Raw genomic sequence first — 21,054 nt, 5'->3', positions numbered from 1 at the left:
GATGCTGAACATTTCAAACAACAACCGAATTGGCGATAGCATAGAAAAATACAGCACTTTTAAAACGCTGAGCAACCGACCACATTACAAAATTTTGAATAAAATAATTGTGGGCGTTTCTCTCTTGGGTTTATTAATATTGTTTTTGCCATGGACACAAAACATCTCCGGAACCGGTGCCGTTACTACTTTAAAACCCGACCAAAGACCGCAAACTATTCATTCTGCCATAGCCGGAAGAATTGAAAAATGGTATGTCAAAGAAGGTGATTTTGTGCAAAAAGGCGATACCATTCTTTTTATTTCGGAAACTAAAGAAGATTACCTTGATCCCAACTTGGTTAAAAACACCGAAAGCCAACTCAAAGCGAAAGAACAAGCCGGAAAATCTTATGGCGGAAAAGTAACTTCGCTCGAAGCGCAAATTGCTGCCATTCAAAGCGAACGCCAATTAAAATTGCAACAAGCTCAAAATAAAATCAAACAATCAATATTAAAAGTCAAAAGCGACAGTATGGATTTGGTTGCCGTTAGAACCCAAATTAAAATCGCGACCACGCAATTCAATCGTTCTGTAGCTTTAAACAAAGAAGGTTTAAAACCCATGACCGATGTAGAAGAAAAACGCTTGAAATTACAAGAAACCGAGGCCAAAATCATCACCCAAGAAAACAAATTTTTAGCCAGTGAAAACGAGTTGATCAACGCCAAAGTAGAAATCAATCGCCTCATCGCAGAATACAACGAAAAAGAACAAAAAGCCCGAAGCGACCAATACACAGCACTTAGCAGTCAGTATGACACGGAAGCACAAGTCAACAAACTCAAAAACCAATACACCAATTACCAAATACGAAACGGCATGTATTACATCAAAGCGCCACAAAGCGGTTATGTCAATCGAGCGCTGCAATCGGGTATTGGCGAAACAATTAAAGAAGGCACACAAATCGTCAGTATTATGCCGGCGAAATATGATATTGCGGTGGAGACTTTTGTAACACCAACCGATTTACCGCTACTGCACAAAGGAGAAAAAGTGAGAATTTGGTTCGACGGTTGGCCTACCATCGTTTTTTCGGGTTGGCCCAATATGTCTTACGGCACTTTTGGTGGAAAAATTGTAGCCATCGAGAATTTTATCAGCGATAATGGAAAATTCAGAGTGTTAATTGCTCCTGATGAAACCGACATTCCTTGGCCAAAACAAATTAGTATCGGTTCCGGTGCGCAAACTTTGGCTTTGTTAGACAATGTTCCGGTTTGGTTTGAAATTTGGCGAACGCTTAACGGTTTTCCTCCGAATTATTACCAGCCAAAAAACAACCTTCAAAAAGACAAAAAGTAATGAAATCAATCCTTTTAGTTTTATTATTTTTCGGAATGTCGGTTTGGAGCCAAAACGCGACTAAAGAACTCACCTATAACGAGTATTTAGGTTACGTCAAAAAATACCATCCTTTGGTAAAAAGTGCCAACTTAGAACTCAATCAGGCGCAAGCCAATTTGATGAAAGCTCGAGGTGGTTTTGATCCAAAGATTGAAGTCGATTTTGAACAAAAAAAATTCAAAGACAATGAATATTACTCCATTTTAAATAGTAGTTTCAAAATTCCAACTTGGTATGGCGTAGAAATCAAAGCCGGATTTGACAACAACGACGGCATTTATCTGAATCCGGAAAATACGGTTCCGAATCAAGGGTTGACTTCTCTTGGTATTACGATTCCATTGGGTCAAGGATTGTTTATTAACCAACGCATGGCCGATTTGCGAAAAGCCAAAATCCAAGTCAATTTAAGTCAGGCCGAGCGCAATTTAATGGCGGTTTCAGTTTTGTATGATGCTTCGGTGGCTTATTTTAATTGGAAGCGAAATTTTAACGAAGTTACTTTGTACCAAAATTATTTGACCAATGCCGAAGTGCGTTACAAAGGCATTACAATATCAATTGAACAAGGTGACAAACCGGCGATTGACAGTGTTGAAGCCGGCATCATCGTAAGAAATAGAAAGTTGAGTTTGGAAGAATCCCGCTTGAAATTGGCTAAAACCCAATTGGAATTATCAAACTTCCTTTGGTTGGAAAACAATGTACCGCTCGAATTACAGGACGATATTGTTCCTGAGGAAAATTTGGCCGCGACCATCAAAGAAACGTTGCGCACTAACGATTTGATGCTCGAAAATCCATCCTTGGAAAACCATCCCAAAATCAATGCCTTGGAAAACAAAATCGAAATGCTTGAAGTAGAACGAAAACTCAAAGCCAATATGCTTTTGCCCAAAATAGATTTGGGTTACACCTATTTATCCGAACCGAGTTATTTTGACAATTACCGATTTCAGGATTACAAAGTCGGCTTGAACTTTTCTTTTCCCGTGTTTTTACGAAAAGAACGCGGAAGTTTAGAATTGGCTAAATACAAATTACAAGAAGTGAAATTCGATTTGGATCTGGAACGAGTTCAATTGAAAAACAAAATAAAAGCGCAACAAACCGAAATAGCTTCATTAGAAAGACAACAACAGTTAATCGAAAGTCTAGTGAACGATTACAGCACGATGTTGTCTTCTGAAGAACGACTATTTTCTTTTGGCGAAAGCTCTATCTTTTTAATCAATACACGCGAAAACAACTTGGTTGCTGCTCAGTTATCAAAATTACAATTAGAGAATCGCTTTTTGGATTCGAATGCCACTTTGTTTAAAATCATGGCCAATCCTGAGTAAGTATGGCTAAAATAATTACTTTTGCAAACTCATTCGAGGTCATAGACCAATCGGAACGAAGTTAAATTACAGTACATGATTATCCAAAAAACAAGAGAAGAAATTGAATTGATGCGCGAAAGTGCCTTAATTGTTTCCAAAACCTTAGGCATGATAGCCTCCGAAATCAAACCCGGAGTAACCACTTTATATTTAGACAAATTGGCGGAAGCCTTCATCAGAGACCACGGTGCTGAACCGGGATTTCTGGGCATGTATGGTTTTCCGAATTCACTTTGCATGAGTCCGAATGCGCAAGTTGTTCACGGCATTCCTAACAATGTTCCTTTGCAAGAAGGCGATGTAATTTCGGTGGATTGCGGTGCGTTGAAAAACGGATTTTATGGAGACCACGCCTATTCTTTTGAAATTGGTGAAGTTGCGCCAGATGTTAAGAAATTATTGCAAGTCACCAAAGAAAGTCTGTACGTTGGGATTCGTGAATTCAAAATCGGAAACCGTGTAGAAGATGTTGGGAACGCGATTCAAAAATATACCGAAGCGCATGGTTATGGGGTAGTTCGCGAATTAGTCGGACATGGTTTGGGTCAAAAGATGCATGAAGACCCGGAAATGCCGAATTACGGTAAACGCGGTCGCGGAAAATTATTTGTAGAAGGAATGGTGGTTGCCATTGAACCGATGATTAATATGGGAACCAAAAATATCAAACAACTCAAAGACGGATGGACAATCCTAACTGCTGATGGAAAACCAAGCGCGCATTTCGAACATGACGTAGCGTTGATTGACGGCAAACCGGAATTGCTTTCGACATTCGCTTACATTTATAAAGCTTTGGGCATTGTGAGTAATGAAGAAGATGAGTTTAGGAAACAGCCTTTGGCACTATAAGCTATAACACGGATTTCACAAATTTACACAAATCATATATGGAAGATTTTTACCTGAAAGAGGAAACCTATCAAATAATTGGTTTGTGCATGGAAGTCCATAAAATTCTTGGCAAAGGACATAGTGAAAATGTATATGGTGATGCTTTGGAATATGAGTTTAAAATGAATAATATTCCATACGAAAGAGAAAAGAAGTACAATATTGAATATAAAGACATTGTGCTTCCAAGATATTATTTTTCTGATTTTACAGTTTTTAATGAAATTATATTAGAACTTAAAGCCATTGAAACGCTATCTAATAGTGAATTAAAACAAACCTTAAACTATTTAGCTGCTTCTTGGTTTACTAATCAATTTTGGGGAAGACAGCTTAAAATACAAACGCGTTATTCTATAATTTAATCTGTGAAAATCTGTGAAATCTGTGTTTAAGTTCATTTTAAATACCATCCCAAGACCAATCCTAATTCGTTTGAGTATAGTGGTTCGTCCCATTTTAGCTTTTTTGTTAAAAGGAAGCCGATTCACTGATCCGATTGATGGGAAAAGTTTCCGTATGTTTTTGCCTTATGGTTATGGGAATCAAAGAAACAACGTTTTGTCACCGAGTACACTTTCGTTAGAAAGACACCGTTTGCTTTGGTTGTATTTACAAAACGAAACTGATTTTTTCACAGCAACAATCAAGAAAAAAGTATTGCACTTTGCGCCGGAACAAGAATTTTACAAGCGTTTCAAAAAGCAAACCAATATCGATTATACTACAACCGATTTACTTTCGCCATTAGCGGATGTGAAAGCGGATATTTGCAACTTGCCTTTTGAGGACAATGCGTATGACTTAATTCTTTGCAACCACGTTTTAGAACATATTCCGGATGATACTAAAGCCATGCAGGAATTATACAGAGTTTTAAAACCGGGCGGAATGGGAATCTTTCAAATTCCACAAGATTTATCGAGAGCGACGACTTTTTCAGATGATTCAATTGTAGACCAAAAAGAGCGCGCTAAGATTTTCGGGCAATATGACCACGTTAGAGTTTATGGTCGAGATTATTTTGACAAACTGAGAAGCATCGGCTTTACTGTAATCGAAGAAGATTACACTAACAAAATTGCTCCTGAATTGGTCGAGAAATATTGTTTGGCCAAAGGCGAGATTATTCCGGTTTGCTTTAAATAAAAAAACCACCATACTTTTCAGCATGATGGCTTTTCAGGCATAATTCAACGAAAATTATTCCGGCATTAAAATTCCGATAGTTTTATCTTTTGTTAAGTATTTCTTCGCAACCTCCTGAATTTCTTTAGCAGTTACCGCTTTTACCTTCTCAGAAGCCATTAAAATCTCATCCGGGCTTGAACCATTCATAAAAGATCTGGTGAAATTGGTCATCCAATAACGGTTTTCTTTGATCTTCTTTTTATAGTCTAAAGCTTCGGCTTCTTTGTATTTGTTAACGTCTTTTTCTTCCGGTCCGTTTTTGATGATTTTATCTAACTCCGCCAAAGCTGAAGCAGTCAATTTCTCGGCATTCTCCGGTCCGCATGGAAAACCAATATTAAAATTATACGAACCATAAGGCACTTTATTCATACTTCCGCGAGCACTTACGCCATAAACACCGCTTTCGTTTTCTCTTAACTCTTCTATCAATTTTATACTTAAAACTTCACCCAAAGCCGTCATAGCCACCGCTTCTTTTGGGGTATAAGTGGCGTCACCATAGAACATAATTGTTACGTTACTTTTTGGGTCTTTTCCTTTATTGACTACTTTTTTAACATCACCTTTCAATAGTCGGTAACCTAAATCTTTAGCGGTTTCTTTCGTACCGTTTGAAGGTAAGGAAGCGATATATTTTTTGGCAAAATCTTCCATGGCAGCATCATCTACATTACCTACGAAGAAAAATTCAAAATCAGCAGCATTAGCAAAACGTTCTTTGTATTTATTGTAAGCCAATTGGTAATCGGTCGTAGCCCATTTTTCAGCCGTTGGAACCAATCCGTTCCATCTTGGGTTTTCTTTATTCAAATAAGTGTAGAACTCTTGTTGGAAATAGAAATTCGGTTGCGACATCATGTTTTCTGTAAAGTTAGACTGCTTTTGCTTAAAGCCATCAAAAGCGGCTGCATCAAAGTTCAAATCTGTAAAATAGGCATGCAACATTTGGAATGCATATTCTAAATCTTTAGGTGTTGTGCTTCCCCTAAAACCTTCAGTAGTATTACTGATATAAGGCATTACATTGGCGATTTTTCCGGCCATAAATTTGTCGATATCATTTTGATCTAAGCCCGAAAAACCGGCTTCAGCTAATCCACCATTGGCAAATTGTGTTTTCTTGATTTCTTCATTCGAATACAAATTGGTACCACCAAAACTTACTGCTTCCAATAAAATTTCATCGTTTTTGAAGTCGGTTTTCTTGTAAGTTACTTTGGCACCGTTAGATAAAGTTAAAGTAGTAGCTCCAATTTTATCATTGGTTTCTTTTTTCACAATTGAACCCGCTTTTACCGGATTACGCAACAAACTACTAGCAACCGCTTTGTCTTCGTAAGGCTTCAAATCGTTGGCATTAACGGTTATTGCAGCCAATACTTCTTTTTCGGTTACTTTTTTAAGTCCTTCTTTTTCAGGCGAAGTAATCACAACCACTCGGTTATCATCTTTAATAAAATCTTTGATAAAGCCATTAACTTGCGCCAAATTGATACTTGATAATATTTTTTGAATATTAGCATATTCCCATTCTATTCCAGGCATTGGACTTTGATCCAAGAAGTTTGACTGACATTCCCAAACGAAATTTTCTGAATTGTTTTTGTCTCTGTCTTTGAATTGGCTTTCCGATCTGGATAAAATTTCGCTTTTAGCTCTTTCAAATTCTCCGGTAGTGAAACCAAATTTTTTCACTCTTTCATTTTCTGAAACCAATACTCTCAAAGCTTCTAATTGTTTCTTTTCGTCTATCATGGCAAAAGACTGGAAAGCTTCTTTATCACGAGCAAAAGTTCCGCCGTGATAAGTAAATCCGTAGGTAAATGGTGGTGTTGGTGAATTGGCCAATTCATTTAATCGGTTGTTGAGCATGGTTGAAAACAAGGTTTCTACCACCTGATCTTTCAAATCGTTAATGGTTTTTTTGGGTTTTCGCACACCATAATCTTTATAAAGCAATTGAATTTGTGTTTGAGCTGCTTCTTTATCGCTCTCAATAGCTACAAAAGTTTCTTTGTGATTAGGAACTTCAAAAGTTTTTCTCGGCTTTTCGTTTTTTGGGTTTTGGTATTTTTCAAAATGGTCTTTGATTTTTTGTTCCATTGCAGCGACATCAATATCTCCAACCACAATTACGCTCATCAAATTCGGTCGGTACCAATCTTTGTAAAAACTCGTTAACTTATCATGAGTGAAGTTTTCCAAGATTTCTTTTTTACCAATAGGAAGACGATTAGCATATTGCGAGTTGTACATCATTTTTGGGATGTATTTGTCTTCCATTCTTTTATCGGCACCTAATCCAAGACGGTATTCTTCCAAAACAACGCCTCTTTCTTTGTCGATTTCTTCCGGCGTTAAATTGGCGTTGAAAGCCCAATCTTCAATAATCTGGAATCCTTTTTCCACTTTTTCAGCATCGTCTGACGGAATTGGAAGAAAATAAACCGTTTCATCAAAACCGGTGTAAGCATTTAAATGTTGACCAAATTTAACCCCGATACTTTGTAAATAATCCACCAATTGATTTTTCGGAAAACGTTTCGTTCCGTTGAAACACATGTGCTCCATAAAATGCGCCAATCCTTGTTGGTCGTCGTTTTCCAAAATAGAACCTGCATTAATGACCAGTCTTAAATCGACTTTGTTTTCAGGTTTACTATTCTTTCTGATGTAATAAGTCAGGCCATTTTTTAGGGTTCCTTTTCTCACAGCAGCATCAAAAGGAATTGCATCTGTCCCTTTTAAATCCTGCGCCAAACTTACCGCTGGGAATGCTAAAAGAAACAGTACCGATTTTAAAATTTGTTTCATAAAAATTAGTTTTGTGGTTTATAAAAAATAATAACGGATAAAGATTACATTTATTGTGAAACTAATAAAATAAACACCTACAAAAATATATTTAACGAAATATTAGCGTTACTATATCTTTAGAGAAACAAACGGCACAATTCATGTATTAATAATTGTTATATTTACCATTCGAAAAAATGAAAATTATGTTTAAAAAGAGCCTACTCATTTTTATATTTATTCTTCTTTCAGGAAATATTTTTTCTCAAGTCGAAAAAGAAATCGCACCACCTTACAATATCAAAACCGTTAGTTTTGTTCAAAACGGGCAAAATGCGATTCCTATTTTTAGATTGGGCGATAACTTTGAAGTCCAATTTGATGACTTATATGGCAATGAAGCCAATTATTTTTATACGATAACGCATTGTGATTATGATTGGAAACCTTCACAATTAGCCAAAGCCGAATACATCAATGGTTTTGACGACCAAAGAATTCAGGATTACACCAATTCGTTGACAACGCTTCAACTCTATTCCCATTACCGACTGTCTTTCCCCAATAGATTTACACAATTCAGAGTCAGCGGCAATTATGTTATCAAAATTTTAAACGATGATAAAGAAGTCGTTTTTACTAAAAAATTTATTCTCTATGAAGAACTGGTCAGTGTTCCGATGCAAGTCAGAAGACCCAGAAATTTGTCGGTAACCAATCAAAAACACAATTTAGATTTTGCCATAAAATCGGCTACTATAAATTTCCAAAGCCCTCTGAAGAATGTCAAAGTTTTATTATTACAAAACGGTAAATTTGACAATGCGATTACCAATATTGTTCCTCAATATACCATTGGCAACGATTTGATTTATAAATATGATGCGGAAACCCAATTTTGGGCAGGGAATGAATTTCTGTTTTTTGAAAATAAAGACATTCGTGCCGCCAATAACAGTATCGCCAAAATTGATTCAAAAGGCAATATTTACAACGCTTATCTATATCGGGCCGAAGCCAGAGCCAATATGCCTTACACTTACTATCCTGACATCAACGGTAATTTTATTGTGAAAAATATCGGGGCTCAAAACAGCGAGATTGAAGCCGATTATGCTTGGGTGTTTTTTAGCCTTTCGGCGCCAAACTATTATGGCAAAAAACCGATATATGTTAATGGTATGTTTAACAATTACGCCATCAGTGAAGAAAACAAAATGGAATACAATGCCGAAAAAGGAATTTATGAAAAAGCCATTATGATTAAGCAAGGTTTTACCAATTTCCAATATGTAATCGCAGACAGCAAAGGTGTTGTAGATGAAGAAAATGCCATCGATGGTAATTTTATCCAAACCGAAAACAATTATTTTGCCTTAGTATATTATAGAGAAAACAACCAACGATACGATAGAATTATCGGAAAAGGAATAGCCAACTCAATCGATATAACTAACTAGAAAATTTAACACTGAATTGACGCATCAATTTGTATTTTTTGTAAATTTGACAGCGTAATAGAATGAATTCTACATGGTTTCACAAATAACAAGAGGTATAAAGATTTCGGTCTTGACTAGTTTTGAAGGTACTTACTTCAAAAACTACAAGATTCATTTTGCCTTTAGTTATGAAATCACCATCGAAAACCACAGTAAAGATTCGGTTCAATTAAATTCTCGCCATTGGGAAATCTTAGATTCGCTTAATGATAAAGAAATCGTTGACGGCGAAGGCGTGATTGGCAAAAAACCGGTTTTAAAACCCGGCGAAAAACACACTTATAATTCAGGCTGTTTACTATCTTCACCATTTGGAGCGATGAGCGGTTACTTCAACATGATTAATTTTACTTCGACAAAAACGTTTAAAGTGATTGTGCCAACATTTAAATTAAGCGCACCTTTTGCTTTGAATTAATTTTGAAATGACTTCTTGTCAAAAATTCAAATTTTCCTTTGTACTTTTGTATCACATTTAGAAATTCTTAAAAAAGAATCTCTTTAGCTATTCAATTATCAAATTTTTAATCTTTTCATATCATGCCAAAAGGTTTTTTTCATGTCCCAAAAGCGGTTAATGAACCCGTAAAATCATACGCCCCGAATTCACCCGAAAAAGCAGCTGTTTTAGCGGCTTATAAAAAAATGTGGAACGAGACTATAGACGTACCAAACTACATTGGCAACGAAGAAATTCGCACCGGAAATACCCGAAATATGACAGCGCCTCACGACCACCAACATGTTGTGGGAAAATACCATTTAGCCGAAAAAGTACATGTAGAAAAAGCGATTGCCTCTGCTTTGGAAGCTAGAAAAAAATGGGCCAATATGGCTTGGGAACAACGCGCGGCTATCTTTTTAAAAGCGGCCGAACTAATCGCCGGACCATACAGAGCAAAAATCAACGCAGCCACTATGATTGCGCAATCCAAAACCATCTATCAAGCAGAAATTGATGCTTCTTGTGAATTGATTGACTTCTTAAGATACAATGTTGAGTTTATGACTCAAATTTACAACGACCAACCTAAATCCGTTTCTGATGTTTGGAACCGAGTGGAATACCGTCCGTTAGAAGGTTTCGTTTATGCCATCACTCCGTTTAACTTTACCGCTATTGCGGCGAATCTTCCTGCGAGTGCGGCGTTGATGGGTAATACTGTGATTTGGAAACCAAGTGACAGCCAAGTATTTTCAGCCAAAGTAATTATTGATGTATTCAAAGAAGCCGGCGTTCCTGATGGCGTTATCAACGTAGTTTTTGGTGATCCGGTTATGATTACCGATACCGTTTTAGCAAGTCCTGATTTTGCCGGAGTTCATTATACCGGTTCTACTTTTGTTTTCAAAGAAATCTGGAAAAAAATCGGAACCAATATTCACACTTACAAAACTTATCCAAGAATCGTTGGTGAAACCGGCGGAAAGGATTTCGTTTTGGCACATCCAAGCGCGAATGTAAAACAAGTTGTAACCGGAATCACGCGTGGTGCTTTTGAATTCCAAGGACAGAAATGTTCGGCTGCTTCAAGGGGTTATATTCCACAAAGTTTGTGGCCGGCTGTTAAAGAACAATTGATCTCTGATGTAAAATCGATGAAAATGGGTTCACCGGAAGATTTTGGAAACTTCATTACTGCAGTGATTCACGAAGGTTCGTTTGACAAATTAGCGAGTTTTATTGACCAAGCTAAAAAAGACAGTGATGCCGAAATTATCGTTGGTGGTAACTACGACAAATCAAAAGGTTACTTTATTGAACCAACTGTGATTGTTACTACAAACCCAAAATATGCCACGATGGAAACTGAACTTTTTGGACCGGTGATGACAATTTATGTCTATGAAGATGCCAAATGGGCTGAAACTTTACGATTGGTTGACGAAACTTCAGAATATGCTTTGACCGGAGCGATTTTCAGTCAAGACAGATACACCATTCAAGAAGCCACTTTAGCGTTACAAAACAGCGCTGGTAATTTCTATATCAATGACAAACCAACCGGAGCTGTTGTTGGAATGCAACCATTTGGTGGCGCCAGAGCTTCAGGAACGAATGACAAAGCAGGTTCAATGCAGAATTTATTGCGTTGGGTTTCGCCAAGAACCATCAAAGAAACCATGGTTACTCCGGAAGATTATCGTTATCCTTTTTTAGGCGAATAATACCGATTTTTCAATTTTGATAAAAAATCTAAAGTCCGAGTTTGTGCTCGGACTTTTTTATTCCGTTGAAAATGAATTTTTTGTATCTTCGGGTGTCAAAAAACCAACAACCTTAAAACTATGAAAAGAAAAATTACCCTTTTATTATTTTCCTTTTTTTCCATTTACACTTTTGCTCAAGACAAATCTTATGATTTATTGAAAGCCAAAACGGAAACCAATATTTTATACGACCGCGTTTTCGGAATTTCAAATGCTTCTGAACCGAAAAATTCTGAAGTAACCACAACCTATTTCTTGCAAGCTTACCACGAAATTCAGCGTGCCGATTTTTTGCAACGCTTACCAAAATTGGAAAAACTTCGTGAAGCGGCAAGTTTAGGAAAAATTCAAAATCAAGTGCCATTGAGTATTTTGATTACTGATTTTGAAAAAATTAATTCGGCCGCTACTGAAAACGGTGATTTATTTTTAGGCTCCAATAATCAATTTCAGTTGAAACCCAATGCTCAAAATGTATTTACAAAACACTCTATTAGTTTGATTTCGTCTTTGCTTCCAAAAGTAGAAAGTAACCAAGTTCATTTTGTACTGAAAGATGAATTGATTTTCAATAACACGGACAGAGTAATTCAAAATGTCGCTATTCAAACTAATGGCGAAGAAACCTGGAAAACGATTTCAAGAAATAGTCCATTCAGAATTGATTTTGAAACTGCCGGAAAACAAATCGTGAATTGCAAAATTCAGTTTACCAATGGAGAAACCATTATCCAATCATTTGCAATTGAAATCGATAACCAAAACAGCGGTGTTGTCCATAGAAATTCTCAAAACAACTTCCAGCCTAATGCAACAACTTCAATCACAGCGACGATTCCGTATCAAGGTTTTGGCGAAACTGCTCCATATTTTGGACAAGGCCAATACGAAATTTTTCCGGATACCGTTGATGGCATCTTAGACAAACCGGTTTTTTTAATAGATGGTTTTGATCCTGGAGACACAAGAAATATTGCGACTATTTATGCCGGATTGAATTATGGAAGCGGACAAAATTTAGCCGACTATTTAAGATCGCAAGGATTTGATATAGTCTTGGTAAACTTCCCGACTTATACCAGACCAAATACAACGACTATTGTTGACGGTGGTGTTGATTTTATCCAAAGAAATGCTTTTATATTAGTAGAAGTAATCAATCAAATCAACGCTCAAAAAGTGGGCAATCAAAAAAATGTAGTCATTGGTCCAAGTATGGGCGGATTGATTTCCAGATACGCTTTGCGGTATATGGAAATAAACAATTTAAACCACGATACCCGTTTGTACATTTCTTTTGATTCTCCTCATCAAGGGGCGAATGTACCAATTGGTTTCCAACATTTATTCAATTATATGGCATACGGACCATTAGGAAGTGCGGCAGTACAACCTATTGTCGACGGCTTGATTAAAAGTCCGGCGGCAAGACAAATGCTAATCGACCACATGGACGGGCATTTGCAAAGTGGAAGTGCTTTTGAATTTAACACCGCTTCAGCATCGTTAGTTCCGACCGGCGCTCCTAATTTCAGAGCAGCATTTCAAAACGAGTTAAATACTATGGGTTTCCCAACAACAGTACGAAACGTATCTATTTCAAACGGTGCCGGAAACGGAACCATGAATTATTCGCCAAATTTTGAAGTGATGAATCATACTTTTAATGTAACCTCAACACAACGAGCCATCATTAATTTGAGATTTACACCTGCCGCCAGTCAAACCAATCAAGTCAGTCGTTTTCGTGGTCAACAGTGGTTTTTTGTTTGGATTACTGGCTACGAAAGCTTAGCTGAATCAAAGTCACCTAGTGACACCGATGGTTTAGATTCGGCGCCGGGAGGAAGATTTGACATGGCAGGTTTTGAAGCGGATTTAGGCACTGATCCTTTATTAACCGAATTTTTCACCAACTTAAACGCTGATTATTTCACTTTCATTCCGACTTGGAGTTCAATGGCGATTTCAAATACGAATAATCTATATTCATCGGTAACCGGAACTTCGGTAACGCCATTTGTAGCCTCTTCAATTCCGACAGTCAATGAAAATCACGTTACTTTAAACCAAAATAATGTGACTTTTGCTTTGAATGAAATTATAAATGGTGTTTTGTCTACAAATAATCCCGCTTTGGAAACACTTTGGGTCAAAAATCCTTTGGCAGATAATATTGAAATCAATACGTCATATACTATTGAGAATGCCAATATCACTGTTACTGATATGTTAGGTAAATCCATTTACACAACTAAAAATCAAACCATCAACGGAACTTTAGAAATCCCAGTAACATTGACCAAAGGTGTCTATTTGATTACCATTGGCAATGAAAAAGGAAGCATAACTAAGAAAATTGTAAAAAATTAAAAAAAAGCCTCTCAATCGAGAGGCTTTTTTTATGCTTTAAACTTCAAAGGCAAATGAACTACTTTTTTGGTTTCGAAGAATTCATCCTTGAAGAATTCAGCTATGTTGTATTCTGTGGCTTTCAGAAAATCTTTTAACTCTTCAGTTAAATCACCACCTTTTAAATACAGTATTCCGTTTTTCAATTCGTGTTTGTTTTGCTTTTTGATTTTGTCTTTAATCCAAGACACAAAATCGGGCATATTGGTCACGGCACGACTAATGATAAAATCATAATCTCCTTTGACATTTTCAGCACGCATTTGTTCGGCTTTAACATTTTTTAACCCCAAATCTTCAGCAACAGCTTTGACAACTTTTATCTTTTTGGCAATCACATCAATCAGATAAAAACGCGTTTCCGGAAACAAAATCGCCAATGGAATTCCGGGAAATCCACCACCGGTCCCTACGTCTAAAATATACGTTCCGGGTTCAAAAGGTTGAATTTTGGCAATAGCCAAAGAATGCAAAACATGTTTGGTATACAATTCGTCTATATCTTTTCGGGAAATTACATTGATTTTCGCATTCCAATCTTGGTATAAAGCTTCTAATTTTTGAAACTGTAAGAGTTGATTTTCAGTAAGATTAGGAAATTGTTTGATAATTTCTTCCATAAGTTGATTTTTCAACAAAAATAGTGCTTTTGGTTAATAATTATGATTTGTTTATAATCTTTAAAAAATTATAATAATTATCTTTGGGCAAAATTTGAAATACTATAATGAATACCACAACACCCATTTTTTCTAAAACTGATAGTTTAAAATTCTTCAGAACCCTAAATTCAAGAGTAAACAACTATTTCAAAGAAAACAATCTTGACCGAACCGGAAACTGGAAACTACATTTGAAAACTTTCGTTATGTTTTCTATTTTCCTAACACCTTATTTTATTTTATTGGCAATGCAAATGCCTATTTGGGCTTACCTTTTACTTAACGTTGTAATTGGTATCGGAATGGCAGGCGTTGGAATGAACGTAATGCACGATGGTAATCACGGCGCTTATTCTTCTAAATCATGGGTCAATAAAATCATGGGCGGAAGCATCTACATTTTGGCCGGAAACGTTTACAATTGGCAAGTACAACACAATGTTTTACATCATACTTACACCAATATTTTAGGGCACGATGAAGATTTAGAAGCCGGAAGAATCATGCGTTTCACCAAAGAAGCCAAATGGTATAAATTCCATAAATTCCAACATTATTACTCTGTGTTCTTGTACGGATTATTGACTTTCAATTGGGCAATCACAACCGATTTCCTTCAAATGAAACGTTATTTGAAAAGAAACTTATCTTACGGCGAATTCAAAAAACCGGTAATTCGTTGGACTACTTTAATCATCACTAAAATCATTTATTTCTCTATTTGGATAGTAATTCCTATTGTTTTAGGCGTGACTTGGTGGAAAGTAGTTTTAGGATTTTTGGTAATGCATTACACTGCCGGAGTTATCTTAAGTGTGGTATTCCAATTAGCTCACGTAGTTGAAGAAACCGAAAATCCAATTCCGGATGAAAATGGTGAAATAGAAAATACTTGGGCAATTCACCAATTGTTTACTACTGCTAACTTCGCTCCTAAAAACTGGTTGGTTAATTATTACACCGGTGGTTTAAATCACCAAGTGGAACATCATTTATTCCCCAATATCAGTCACGTTCATTACGACAAAATTGCAGACATCGTAAAACAAACAGCTAAAGAATGTGAACTGCCTTATTACGAATTCAAAACAACCCGAGCGGCTATTGCCTCGCATTTCAAGCACTTAAGGGAATTGGGAAGGCAACCTCAATTAGTATAACATAAAAACAGACGCCTTTATTGGCGTCTCTTTATTTAACACCATAACAGCAACACAATGAGCATTTTATCAGACAGAATCAACAATTTATCTACTTCACAAACATTGGCTATGGCGGCTTTGGCCAGAGAATTAAAAGCCCAAGGAAAAGATATTATCAGTTTAAGTTTAGGCGAACCTGATTTCAATACACCCGATTTTATCAAAGAAGCTGCGAAAAAAGCCATCGATGAAAATTACAGCACTTACTCTCCGGTCGACGGTTACGGAGAACTGAAAGAAGCCATTTGCAGAAAATTCAAAAGAGATAATAATTTAGATTACAAACCGGCTAACATCGTAGTTTCTACAGGTGCAAAACAATCTCTATACAACATTGCGCAAGTGATGTTGAACGATGGTGATGAAGTAATTTTGCCTGCACCATATTGGGTTTCTTATTACGAAATCATCAGATTGTCCGGTGGCGTTCCAATTGAAGTACCAACTTCTGTAGAAAGTAATTTCAAAATGACCGCAGCAGAATTAGAAAAAGCCATCACGCCAAAAACCAAAATGATGTGGTTCAGTTCGCCTTGTAACCCAAGTGGTTCAGTTTACAATCGTGAGGAACTAACAGCCATTGGTAAAGTTTTAGAAAAATACCCAAACATTTATATCGTTTCTGACGAAATCTACGAACACATCAATTTCTCGGGAACCTTCTGCAGCATTGCTTCTATTCCCGGACTATTCGACAGAACCATAACAGTGAATGGTGTGGCCAAAGCTTTCGCGATGACCGGATGGAGAATCGGTTATATCGGCGCTCCGGAATTTATCGCCAAAGCTTGTACCAAAATGCAAGGCCAAGTAACTTCAGGTGCCAATTCCATTGCGCAAAGAGCTACGATTACTGCGGTTGATGCTGATCCAAGCGTTTTAAACGAAATGGTGGCAGCTTTCAAAAACCGAAGAAACTTGGTAGTTGAGTTAGCCAAAGAAATTCCTGGATTCAAAATCAATGTTCCTGAAGGTGCTTTTTATTTGTTCCCGGATGTTTCAGCCTACTTCGGAAAAACTTTGCGCGGAAAATTAATCGCCAATGCCGATGATTTCTCGATGTATTTGTTGTCAGAAGCCAATGTTGCGACCGTAACCGGAGACGCGTTCGGAAACCCAAATTGCATTCGCCTTTCGTATGCTACCAGCGAAGCATTACTAACCGAAGCGTTCAAAAGAATCAAAGAAGCTCTCACTTAATAACAAAATAGTACAACACAGATTTCACCGATTTGCACCGATTATATTTGTGTAAATCTGTGAAATCTGTGTTTAAAAACATAAAGTATGGCAAAAATTCTCTTATTAGGTTCCGGCGAATTAGGAAAAGAATTCGTCATCGCTGCACAAAGAATTGGGCAAACCGTCATCGCTGTCGATAGTTATGAAAACGCTCCGGCGATGCAAGTCGCTCATGGATTCGAAATCATCAACATGCTCGATGGTGTCGAATTGGACCGAATCGTTTCCAAACATAAACCCGATTTTATCGTTCCCGAAATCGAAGCCATTCGCACCGAACGTTTTTACGATTATGAAAAACAAGGCATCACAGTTGTACCATCAGCAAAAGCGGCCAATTTTACCATGAACAGAAAAGCGATTCGCGATTTAGCCGCCAAAGATTTAGGTTTAAGAACGGCCAATTATCGCTATGCTACTTCGGCTGAAGAATTACAAAAAGCCGTTACCGAAGTTGGCATTCCTTGTGTCGTAAAACCATTGATGAGTTCTTCCGGGAAAGGACAATCGACCATCAAATCTGAAGCCGACATTGCAAAAGCTTGGCAATATGCCGAAGAAGGTTCTCGTGGCGATATTATTGAAGTAATCGTTGAAGCTTTCGTTAATTTCCATTCTGAAATCACTTTGCTAACGGTTACCCAAAATAACAATCCAACGTTGTTCTGCGCACCAATCGGTCACCGTCAAGAACGTGGCGATTATCAGGAAAGTTGGCAACCGGCTCAGGTTTCTGATAAAGACTTATTTGAAGCACAAGATATGGCCGAAAAAATTACTGAAGCCCTTGACGGTGCCGGACTTTTCGGCGTTGAATTTTTCCTGACTGATGAAGGCGTTTACTTCTCAGAATTATCGCCAAGACCACATGATACCGGAATGGTAACTTTAGCCGGAACCCAAAATTTTAACGAATTTGAATTGCATTTGCGTGCCATTTTAAGTTTACCCATTTTTGAAATTACTTTGGAAAAAGCCGGTGCAAGTGCGGTGATTTTGGCCCATGGCAATTCGACCAATCCAACTTACACAGGAATTTCGGATGTAGCTTCGTTACCTAAAACTGATTTTCGTATCTTTGGAAAACCAACCTCCAGACCTTACCGAAGAATGGGCGTTGTTTTGACAAATGACTCTTTGAACACACCCATTGAAACCATAGTTGAAAAAGCTAAAGAAACAGCAAAATTAGTAACCGTAAATTTATAATTATGAAGAAATTACTTTTAGTTGCTTTCCTTACATTAGGAGTAACAGCAACGAATGCACAAGAAAAAAAGCAAGAACAAAAACCAAAAATCGTGGAAGCTTCTTGTGGCCAATGTCAATTTGGGATGAAAGAAAAAGGCGGCTGTGACTTGGCCGTTCGTATCGATGGAAAATCGTATTTTGTAGACGGAACCGACATCAACAAACACGGTGATGCCCATGCCGAAGATGGTTTTTGTTCTACCATCAGAAAAGCAGAAGTAGTTGGCGAAGTTAAAAATGGCCGATTTGTAGCTTCTAATTTCAAACTACTTCCAATAGAAAAGCACAATCATAATGACCATGATGGTCACAAACATTAAAAATAGATAAGCGTCCCGATTGAATCAGGACGCTTTTTTTATGCTTTCGTGGAAGTAACTTTTATAGTATTTTTGAAACATGAGTCTGATTCTACAAAATATTTCCAAACACATCTCTTTAACTCCTGAAGAAGAGTTGCTTTTTCTTTCTAAAACCGAGACCAAACACTTCAAAGCCAAAACCATTCTTCAACACGCCGGTCAAGTCTGCAAAGAAGGTTATTTTGTCAATTCGGGCTTACTTCGAAGTTTCAATATCAATGACAATATAGTCGAACACGTACTGAGTTTTGCCTGCGAAGATTGGTGGATTAGCGACATGTACAGTTTGCTGTCTCAAAAACCGGGCAATCTCTTTATCGAAGTCTTAGAAGATGCCGAAGTGGTTGTATTAACTAAAGAAAACCAAGAGCAACTGTATTTGGAAATTCCGAAACTGGAACGTTTTTTCAGAATCCTTATCGAAAATTCTTTGGTAGCCAACCAAGAAAGATTAATGGACAACCTAAGCCTAACTGCCGAAGAACGATTTGACAAGTTCTGCAAAAAATACCCAACATTGATTCAAAAAGTGCCTCAAAAACAAATTGCTTCTTTTATTGGCGTAACGCCGGAATTCTTTAGTAAAATGAAAGCACGGATGCTAAAGAAGTAGAGCCAAAATTATAAAGAGGTAAATTTAATTCAAAAAAACAATTTTCGAGCATTTTCAAGTCTTCCCAGCCCTCAAACGAGCTTCGGACTCACGCAAATGAGCTTCGGACTCACTCAAACGGTCTTCGGACTGATGTAAATATACTTCGGACTCACAAGAAAAAGCTTCGGACTCCTTCAAACCCTTTTCTGACCCCTTCAAACACTCTACGTACATAAGAAATTGAGCTTAGGAGCCTTTCAAACGAGCTTCAAACTTACTTTATTGCTTTGCCATTGCTGCTCAAAACATTTCTTAATCTACATTAAGTGCGCTACGCTCTTCATGATTGTAAATTTGTATCATAATAATCAGTAAATTTATACATGATGACACCGAAACTTGTTTCGGCTGCATTTGACAATTAAAAAGCAAATATTAAATAGAAATGAAAAATACCGTTTTACACAAAGCACACACTCGCGGACATGCCGATCACGGTTGGTTAAACGCACACCATACTTTTAGTTTTGCCAGCTATTATAACCCGGAAAGAGTTCAGTTTGGCGTCTTAAGAGTTTTGAATGATGACATTGTTGCCTCTGGTATGGGCTTCGGAACACATCCGCATGATAACATGGAAATTATCACGATTCCTTTGGAAGGCGATTTGGCGCACAAAGACAGTATGGGAAATACCGAAGTGATTAAATTTGGAGACGTGCAAGTGATGAGCGCCGGTACCGGAATTCAACACTCTGAATTCAATCCGAATCCGGACAAAAGAACCAATTTGTTGCAGATTTGGGTATTCCCGAAATACAGAAATGTAGAACCTCGTTACCAACAAATTACGTTAGACACTAGCGATCGTCATAATAAATTACAACAGATTCTTTCTCCAAATGCTGACGATGACGGCGTTTGGATTCACCAAGACGCATGGTTTCACATGGGTAATTTGGATAAAGGAATTGTTTTGGATTACAATCGCAACAAAGAAGGCAATGGACTTTATATTTTTGTAATCAAAGGAAGCGTAAAAGTAGACGGACAAGATTTAGGAGAACGCGATGGCTTAGGCATAACCGACTTTGACAAAGTAACTTTTGAAGCTACTACGGATGCTGAAATATTATTAATGGAAGTTCCAATGATTCAATAATCATTGTCATTTCGACCAACGGGAGAAATCACATAATGATAATAATTTGATGAGATTTCTCCTTTGTCAAAATGACAAAAAAATACAAACTATGAACAACGAAGTACAACTTAAAATCGAGGGTAAAAAAGGCTTTTTTTACATTGATGTTGATGGCAAACAAGAAGCGATGATGACTTTTGTTTTTGCAGGTGAAGATAAAATCATTATCGACCATACTGAAGTCAATCCGGGAAACGAAGGAAAAGGTTTTGGCAAAAAAATGGTCACCAAAGCCGTAGAATATGCGCGCGAAAACGGCATCAAAATTATTCCGCTTTGTCCGTTTGCGAAAAGCGTTTTTGACAAAGTTCCTGAATTTAGAGACGTTTTATAATAGTAGAGCCATGGCAAATCTTTTAGAAAATAACGTAGAAGGAAAAATTGGTACCCAAAAATATTTGTGCACCATTTCTTGGCGTAACGGAACCTTATTAATGGACGAACCGGAAAGCGTTGGCGGGAATAATATTGGTCCAGATCCGTTTTCAACATTCTTGGCTTCACTAGCCGGTTGTACTTTATCAACTTTGCGAATGTACATTGACCGCAAAGGTTGGGATATTCCTGAAATCAACATTTCCCTAAACTTAGCTCAGGAGATGACTCCCGAATTGGAAACCAGTATTTCAAGAACCATCACTTTTCCAACTAACATTAGTGAAGAACAAAAAGAACGTTTATTGGTCATTGCGGAAAAATGTCCGATTTCGAAGATTCTGAAAAACAAAATAACCATTAATACGACAATATAA

General features: G+C 37.3%; 19 protein-coding genes. 17 read left to right on the top strand and 2 right to left on the bottom strand.

Annotation, left to right across the window (positions count from 1 at the left end; all coding sequences use genetic code 11):
• The first annotated feature begins 1 nt into the window (after position 1).
• From B3C16_RS14060 to B3C16_RS14040, 5 genes are all read left to right on the top strand, one after another.
• Positions 2-1,348 carry an HlyD family secretion protein gene (locus B3C16_RS14060; RefSeq protein ID WP_291132755.1) on the top strand — a complete coding sequence of 449 codons (1,347 nt, stop codon included), beginning with the start codon at positions 2-4 and terminating at the stop codon, positions 1,346-1,348.
• Positions 1,348-2,733, top strand: coding sequence for a TolC family protein (locus B3C16_RS14055; protein WP_291132753.1), 1,386 nt, complete (start codon positions 1,348-1,350; stop codon positions 2,731-2,733). Before B3C16_RS14060 ends, B3C16_RS14055 begins: the two co-directional genes overlap by 1 nt.
• A 75-nt stretch (positions 2,734-2,808) precedes the next feature.
• Positions 2,809-3,627, top strand: coding sequence for a type I methionyl aminopeptidase (map, locus tag B3C16_RS14050; protein ID WP_121311843.1), 819 nt, complete (start codon positions 2,809-2,811; stop codon positions 3,625-3,627).
• A gap of 38 nt (positions 3,628-3,665) precedes the next feature.
• Complete coding sequence (locus B3C16_RS14045) at positions 3,666-4,034, top strand: GxxExxY protein (RefSeq protein ID WP_349680464.1); 369 nt, start codon at positions 3,666-3,668, stop codon at positions 4,032-4,034.
• A 13-nt stretch (positions 4,035-4,047) separates the two neighbouring features.
• A complete protein-coding gene (locus B3C16_RS14040; RefSeq protein ID WP_291132751.1) occupies positions 4,048-4,818 on the top strand; it encodes a class I SAM-dependent methyltransferase in 771 nt (256 codons plus the stop codon).
• 54 nt (positions 4,819-4,872) lie between these two features.
• Here B3C16_RS14040 and B3C16_RS14035 read toward each other — a convergent pair whose 3' ends face one another.
• Complete coding sequence (locus B3C16_RS14035; RefSeq protein WP_291132749.1) at positions 4,873-7,677, bottom strand: M16 family metallopeptidase; 2,805 nt, start codon at positions 7,675-7,677, stop codon at positions 4,873-4,875.
• A gap of 188 nt (positions 7,678-7,865) precedes the next feature.
• Between B3C16_RS14035 and B3C16_RS14030 the strand changes: the two genes are divergently transcribed.
• The 4 genes from B3C16_RS14030 (at position 7,866) to B3C16_RS14015 (ending at position 13,745) form a co-directional block, all read left to right on the top strand.
• Positions 7,866-9,119, top strand: a complete 1,254-nt coding sequence (locus B3C16_RS14030; RefSeq protein ID WP_291132747.1) for a DUF5103 domain-containing protein — start codon at positions 7,866-7,868, stop codon at positions 9,117-9,119.
• Positions 9,120-9,192: 73 nt separating this feature from the next.
• Positions 9,193-9,579, top strand: coding sequence for a Co2+/Mg2+ efflux protein ApaG (apaG, locus tag B3C16_RS14025; RefSeq protein WP_121311847.1), 387 nt, complete (start codon positions 9,193-9,195; stop codon positions 9,577-9,579).
• A 122-nt stretch (positions 9,580-9,701) separates the two neighbouring features.
• Positions 9,702-11,330 (top strand): L-glutamate gamma-semialdehyde dehydrogenase, encoded by a 1,629-nt coding sequence (pruA, locus tag B3C16_RS14020; protein ID WP_291132744.1) that lies wholly within the window; start codon positions 9,702-9,704, stop codon positions 11,328-11,330.
• A 120-nt stretch (positions 11,331-11,450) separates the two neighbouring features.
• Complete coding sequence (locus B3C16_RS14015) at positions 11,451-13,745, top strand: T9SS type A sorting domain-containing protein (protein WP_291132742.1); 2,295 nt, start codon at positions 11,451-11,453, stop codon at positions 13,743-13,745.
• Positions 13,746-13,774: 29 nt separating this feature from the next.
• On the opposite strand, the gene rsmG is transcribed toward B3C16_RS14015, so the two are convergent.
• On the bottom strand, positions 13,775-14,404 hold the full coding sequence (rsmG, locus tag B3C16_RS14010; RefSeq protein ID WP_291132740.1) for a 16S rRNA (guanine(527)-N(7))-methyltransferase RsmG: 630 nt from the start codon (positions 14,402-14,404) through the stop codon (positions 13,775-13,777).
• Positions 14,405-14,511: 107 nt separating this feature from the next.
• On the opposite strand from rsmG, the gene B3C16_RS14005 reads away from it, so the two are divergent.
• The 8 genes from B3C16_RS14005 (at position 14,512) to B3C16_RS13970 (ending at position 21,054) form a co-directional block, all read left to right on the top strand.
• Positions 14,512-15,606, top strand: coding sequence for a fatty acid desaturase family protein (locus B3C16_RS14005; RefSeq protein WP_291132738.1), 1,095 nt, complete (start codon positions 14,512-14,514; stop codon positions 15,604-15,606).
• 57 nt (positions 15,607-15,663) lie between these two features.
• Entirely contained in the window at positions 15,664-16,848 is a 1,185-nt protein-coding gene (locus B3C16_RS14000) for a pyridoxal phosphate-dependent aminotransferase (RefSeq protein WP_291132736.1), read from the top strand.
• A gap of 87 nt (positions 16,849-16,935) precedes the next feature.
• Positions 16,936-18,099 (top strand): formate-dependent phosphoribosylglycinamide formyltransferase, encoded by a 1,164-nt coding sequence (gene purT / locus B3C16_RS13995; protein ID WP_291132734.1) that lies wholly within the window; start codon positions 16,936-16,938, stop codon positions 18,097-18,099.
• 2 nt (positions 18,100-18,101) lie between these two features.
• A complete protein-coding gene (locus tag B3C16_RS13990) occupies positions 18,102-18,461 on the top strand; it encodes a DUF6370 family protein (protein WP_121311854.1) in 360 nt (119 codons plus the stop codon).
• A gap of 79 nt (positions 18,462-18,540) precedes the next feature.
• Positions 18,541-19,116 carry a Crp/Fnr family transcriptional regulator gene (locus B3C16_RS13985; RefSeq protein WP_121311855.1) on the top strand — a complete coding sequence of 192 codons (576 nt, stop codon included), beginning with the start codon at positions 18,541-18,543 and terminating at the stop codon, positions 19,114-19,116.
• A gap of 427 nt (positions 19,117-19,543) precedes the next feature.
• Positions 19,544-20,260 (top strand): pirin family protein, encoded by a 717-nt coding sequence (locus B3C16_RS13980; protein ID WP_291132731.1) that lies wholly within the window; start codon positions 19,544-19,546, stop codon positions 20,258-20,260.
• Positions 20,261-20,351: 91 nt separating this feature from the next.
• Complete coding sequence (locus B3C16_RS13975) at positions 20,352-20,636, top strand: GNAT family N-acetyltransferase (RefSeq protein WP_291132729.1); 285 nt, start codon at positions 20,352-20,354, stop codon at positions 20,634-20,636.
• 10 nt (positions 20,637-20,646) lie between these two features.
• Positions 20,647-21,054, top strand: a complete 408-nt coding sequence (locus B3C16_RS13970) for an OsmC family protein (RefSeq protein WP_291132728.1) — start codon at positions 20,647-20,649, stop codon at positions 21,052-21,054.

Origin of the sequence: Flavobacterium sp. UBA7682, assembly GCF_002482945.1 — a bacterium.
Classification (GTDB): Bacteria; Bacteroidota; Bacteroidia; order Flavobacteriales; family Flavobacteriaceae; genus Flavobacterium.
Note: the sequence above shows the minus strand (reverse complement) of the source record. Positions and strands in the feature narration are given on the sequence as shown.